A 4,564-nucleotide genomic window follows, 5' to 3' on the forward strand; every position below is an offset into this window, starting at 1 on the left:
TGAGATCTGTATAATAGACAGGACCAGCCGACTACCCTAGGCCGACCCATCGGGGTCGTTTCGCCGGGCCGGAGGTCCGGCACCTGCTCTTTCCCATTCTCATATCGACGGATTTACGCACATGAGCGCACCGCGCACCCTCTACGACAAGATTTTCGACGACCATGTCGTCGATCGCCAGGAAGACGGCACCTGCCTGCTCTACATCGACCGCCACCTGGTCCATGAAGTGACCAGTCCGCAGGCCTTCGAAGGCCTGCGCATGACCGGCCGTAAAGTCCGGCATCCGGAAAAGACGCTGGCCGTGGTCGATCACAATGTCTCGACTTCGCCCGAGCGCAAGTTCGGCATCAAGAACGAGGAAAGCCGCATCCAGGTCGAGGCGCTGGCCAAGAACGCCAGGGATTTCGGCGTCGAATATTATTCCGAGAACGATATCCGCCAGGGCATCGTCCACATCATCGGTCCGGAGCAGGGCTTTACACTGCCCGGCATGACCATCGTCTGCGGCGACAGCCACACCTCGACGCACGGCGCTTTCGGCGCGCTGGCGCATGGCATCGGCACATCCGAGGTCGAGCATGTTCTGGCGACGCAGACGCTGATCCAGCGCAAGGCCAAGAACATGCTGGTGCGTGTCGACGGCCAATTGCCGGAAGGTGTCACCGCCAAGGACATCATCCTGGCCATCATCGGCGAGATCGGCACTGCCGGTGGCACCGGCTATGTCATCGAATATGCCGGCGAGGCGATCCGTGCGCTGTCGATGGAGGGCCGCATGACGATCTGCAACATGTCGATCGAAGGCGGCGCGCGCGCCGGCCTGATCGCCGCGGACGAGACGACCTTCGCCTATGTCAAGGACAAGCCCCGCGCGCCGAAGGGCGCGGCCTGGGATGCGGCACTCGAATACTGGAAGACGCTACAGTCCGACGAGGGCGCGCATTTCGACAAGGTGATCGTGCTCGACGCGGCCAAGCTGCCGCCGATCGTCTCCTGGGGCTCTTCGCCCGAGGACGTCGTGTCGGTGCAAGGCATCGTGCCGAACCCGGACGACATCACCGATGAGAACAAGCGCACCTCCAAGCAGCGCGCGCTCGACTATATGGGTCTGACGCCGGGCACCAGGATCACCGACATCACGCTCGACCGCGTCTTCATCGGTTCCTGCACCAATGGCCGCATCGAGGATCTGCGCGCCGTCGCCAAGGTGGTCGAAGGCAAGACGGTCAGCCCGCATGTCGATGCGATGATCGTGCCGGGCTCCGGCCTGGTCAAGGAACAGGCGGAAGCCGAAGGCCTCGACAAGATCTTTGTCGCCGCCGGTTTCGATTGGCGCGAGCCGGGCTGCTCGATGTGCCTGGCCATGAACGACGACCGGCTGAAGCCGCATGAACGCTGCGCCTCGACTTCGAACCGCAATTTCGAGGGCCGGCAAGGCTTCAAGGGCCGCACCCATCTGGTGTCGCCGGCGATGGCGGCCGCGGCGGCGATCGCCGGCCACTTCGTCGACATTCGCGAGTGGAAGTAGTCCAGACTTGAACGGACCCGAGCCGCACCCGGCTCGGGTCAACGCTTCCCGTCGCGGCGGACGAGTTCGTGGAACTCCTCGCGGCGTCCGGGCTGTTCGGCCGCGACCACAAGCGCAAGCTGTTGTTCTTCGAAGAGCTTGAACCATTCGTCCCATTCGACGAGTTCATAGCCCCCCGCATTGAGCGGCCGTTCAGGCTGGTCCTGATCCTGATAGGCGTGCTGGCCGAAGACCAGCCTCAACATGGGCTGCGTCCCCGCTTCGGGCGAGATGTCGACGATTGCGGGAAAGCCGGCGCGCCCGGCAGCCCACGAGCGGATCGCATCGTGGTCGGTCAGTGTGATTGTGTCGGCCATCGGTCGCTCCAGATTGTCAACGAAGGAACGCTGACCGGAGACGGCGGTTCCCTGACATTATTTTGAGATGGCGGTCCTGCTTGCGGCGAGGCTTAACCGCTTGTTTGGGCTTGCCCTCTAAGCTCTTCCCCGACGTAAGCGAGGGGAAGTCATAGTCGTTTGGACACGGGTCTGCTCATAGCGCTGCTTAACCCGACGATCGCGCTGGCGCTCGGCGCGGCGTTCCTCGTGCTATGGTCCTATCAGCGCCACCGCCCCTATCTGGCCGTGCTGGCGCTCAGCTACAGTCTCTCGGCGGTGGGCTTCCTGCTTCAGTATTTCACCTTGCCGATCGGCATGCCGCTGACCAAGCTGGTGTCGAACATCTGCTTCAGCATCGCCGGCTGCTGCCTGGCCGGCGCCATCGTCCACCGCTATGGCCGCAAGGTGCCCTATGTGGGGATCGGCGCGCTGGCCTGCGGGGGACTGGCGTCGTTCTGCTGGTTCCTGTTCATCGCGCCGGATCTCACCTGGCGCATCCTGGCGATGAACTTCGCTTTCGGCGGTATCAGCCTTCTGGTTGCCGCCGAACTGCGCCCGGTGCGCAACAACGGCCCGACCGAGAAAATCCTGTTCGTGCTGTCGCTGCTGTCGGGCGTCAACTTCTTCGTGCGCACCCTTATCGTCGTCATCGCGCACGGGCCCTTCACGAGCTATGACGGGTTCTATGGCTCGTCCTACTGGACGACGGCGCTGCTGTCGCACGCGCTGCTGTCGCTGCTTATCGCGCTGTGCCTGTTTTCCGCCGCGGCACTCGACGTGTTGAAGGCGTTGAAGACCGAGACCTTTACCGACCCCCTGTCGGGCCTGCTCAACCGGCGTGGCTTCGAGGAGCGCGGCATGCTGCTCTTGCGGCACTGCGCCTCGGCGCGGTTCCCGGTCGCGTTGGTGCTGGCCGACCTCGATCATTTCAAGGCGCTCAACGATGTGCATGGGCATGGGGCGGGCGATCGCGTGATTGCCGATTTCGCCGCCAAGCTTCGGTCGGCGGCCGGCGCGCGCGGTGTTGCCGGGCGTATCGGCGGCGAGGAATTCGCCGTGCTGCTGCCACTCAGCGATCTTGCCGCGGCACGGCTGTTCGCCGAAGCGGTGCGCACGGTCTATTCGGCCGGCCATGTCGACGGGCTTCCCCAGGGAACGAAGGTGACGGCAAGCTTCGGCGTGGCGGCCCGCAGCGGTGACGAGGCGCTGGAGCCGCTGATGCGCCGTGCCGACGATGCGCTCTACAAGGCCAAGAAGAACGGCCGCGACAGTGTACGCCTGTCCTATGAGCGGCCGGAAACGGCGTTCCTGCCGGAGCCGCTCAAGACCGGCTGAATCCTGGCCGGCCAGGACGTTAACGTCTTCTTCGCCCGTCGATGATTAGCTGTCGGCGCGGGTGCGGGAGAACATGAGCGGCGCCAACTTCATCCTGTTGATCAATCTGTCGGTTGCCGGCCTGCTGGCGGCCTGCTTCATGGCGGTCGCCTTCCACGATGTCGGCCGGGCGCCGGCGCGCTGGCTGGCATTTGGCTATCTGCTGGGCATGGCCTATTCGGCCATCGAATTCTCCATTCCCGCTTTTGCCGACGCGCGGCTCCCGGTCGTTGCCGCCTTCGCGGTCTTCCTTGCCGCCACCATTGCGTTCAATGGCGGGCTTGCCCGCAAATACGGCGTGGCGCCGCCCTGGAAGGCGATGCTGTTTTTCCTGTTGGCCACCACCATAGCTGTGTATTTCGTACAGGACCTGCCCCGCCAGTCGCTGATCCGCATCATGGCTTACCAGCTTCCCTATGCGGTCATGCAGTTCATCGGGCTGGCCATCGTCTGGTCATCGAGGCAAAAGCTTGCCCGTCTCGATCGCATATTGATGGCCGTGCTGGCGGCGAGCGGCCTGCAGTTTGCCTCCAAGCCATTCATCGCCCATGCGCTCGGCGGCTGGGGCGCCAATCCGCAAGCCTATCTGCAAAGCAACTACGCGCTGGTGTCGCAATCGCTCGGCACTGTCTTTGCGCTGGCGCTGGCGCTGCTGATGCTGGCCATCCTGGTTCGCGACGTGCTTGCCGAAGTGACGTCGAAGTCGGAGACGGACACGCTTTCGCGCCTGCTCAATCGCGGCGGCTTCACCCGCCATGCCGAACTGGCGGTGCTTGGCGCCCTGCGGCAAGGCGTGCCGGTCGCGCTGGTCATAGCCGATCTCGATCATTTCAAGAGCGTCAACGACAGCTTCGGCCATGCGTCCGGCGACCGGGTGATCGAGACTTTTGCAGGCTTCCTGCGTGAAGCCGCCGCCGCGCATCACGTTGCCGGCCGCATTGGCGGCGAGGAGTTCGCCATCATCCTGCCGGGAACCAACCTTGCCGCGGCGCGGCTGTTCGCCGAGGGGACGCGCAGCGCCTTCGGCGCGCTGCCCATAGACGGACTGCCGGCTGACAACCGCTGCACCGCGAGCTTCGGCGTCGCCGAACTCCATGCGAGCGAAGACTTTGCCGATCTGATGCGGCGGGCCGACCAGGCGCTCTATCAGGCGAAGAATGCCGGGCGCGATTGCGTGCGCGTCTCCGTCGGGCCTGCCGGCAACTGGTCGTCAGCCGGAACGGAAGCTAACGGCAGGGGCTGAGTTCGGGCATCTCGCCGTCGGAGAGGCCGTACATATAGG

General features: G+C 64.4%; 4 protein-coding genes. 3 read left to right on the top strand and 1 reads right to left on the bottom strand.

All coding sequences use genetic code 11. From position 1 onward, the window contains the following. The first annotated feature begins 121 nt into the window (after positions 1-121). Positions 122-1,531, top strand: a complete 1,410-nt coding sequence (leuC, locus tag ENZ75_RS21810) for a 3-isopropylmalate dehydratase large subunit (protein ID WP_063169533.1) — start codon at positions 122-124, stop codon at positions 1,529-1,531. 38 nt (positions 1,532-1,569) lie between these two features. Here leuC and ENZ75_RS21815 read toward each other — a convergent pair whose 3' ends face one another. Continuing rightward, positions 1,570-1,887 (bottom strand): hypothetical protein, encoded by a 318-nt coding sequence (locus ENZ75_RS21815; RefSeq protein ID WP_013528869.1) that lies wholly within the window; start codon positions 1,885-1,887, stop codon positions 1,570-1,572. Between the two features lie 159 nt (positions 1,888-2,046). Here ENZ75_RS21815 and ENZ75_RS21820 point away from each other — a divergent pair, with 159 nt between their 5' ends. Both ENZ75_RS21820 and ENZ75_RS21825 read left to right on the top strand, forming a co-directional pair. After that, entirely contained in the window at positions 2,047-3,243 is a 1,197-nt protein-coding gene (locus tag ENZ75_RS21820) for a GGDEF domain-containing protein (protein ID WP_063169532.1), read from the top strand. Between the two features lie 73 nt (positions 3,244-3,316). Then, a complete protein-coding gene (locus ENZ75_RS21825; protein WP_063169531.1) occupies positions 3,317-4,525 on the top strand; it encodes a GGDEF domain-containing protein in 1,209 nt (402 codons plus the stop codon). The last annotated feature ends 39 nt before the right edge of the window (positions 4,526-4,564 follow it).

The sequence above is a fragment of the Mesorhizobium sp. M7A.F.Ca.CA.002.04.1.1 genome (genome assembly GCF_004022805.1).
Taxonomy (GTDB): domain Bacteria; phylum Pseudomonadota; class Alphaproteobacteria; order Rhizobiales; family Rhizobiaceae; genus Mesorhizobium; species Mesorhizobium ciceri.

Bases quoted from the DNA above. Each gene is read 5' to 3' on its own strand.
- ENZ75_RS21825 (WP_063169531.1), top strand. From the start codon at position 3,317: ATGAGCGGCGCCAACTTCATCCTGTTGATCAATCTGTCGGTTGCCGGC.
- ENZ75_RS21815 (WP_013528869.1), bottom strand. From the start codon at position 1,887: ATGGCCGACACAATCACACTGACCGACCACGATGCGATCCGCTCGTGG.
- leuC (WP_063169533.1), top strand. From the start codon at position 122: ATGAGCGCACCGCGCACCCTCTACGACAAGATTTTCGACGACCATGTC.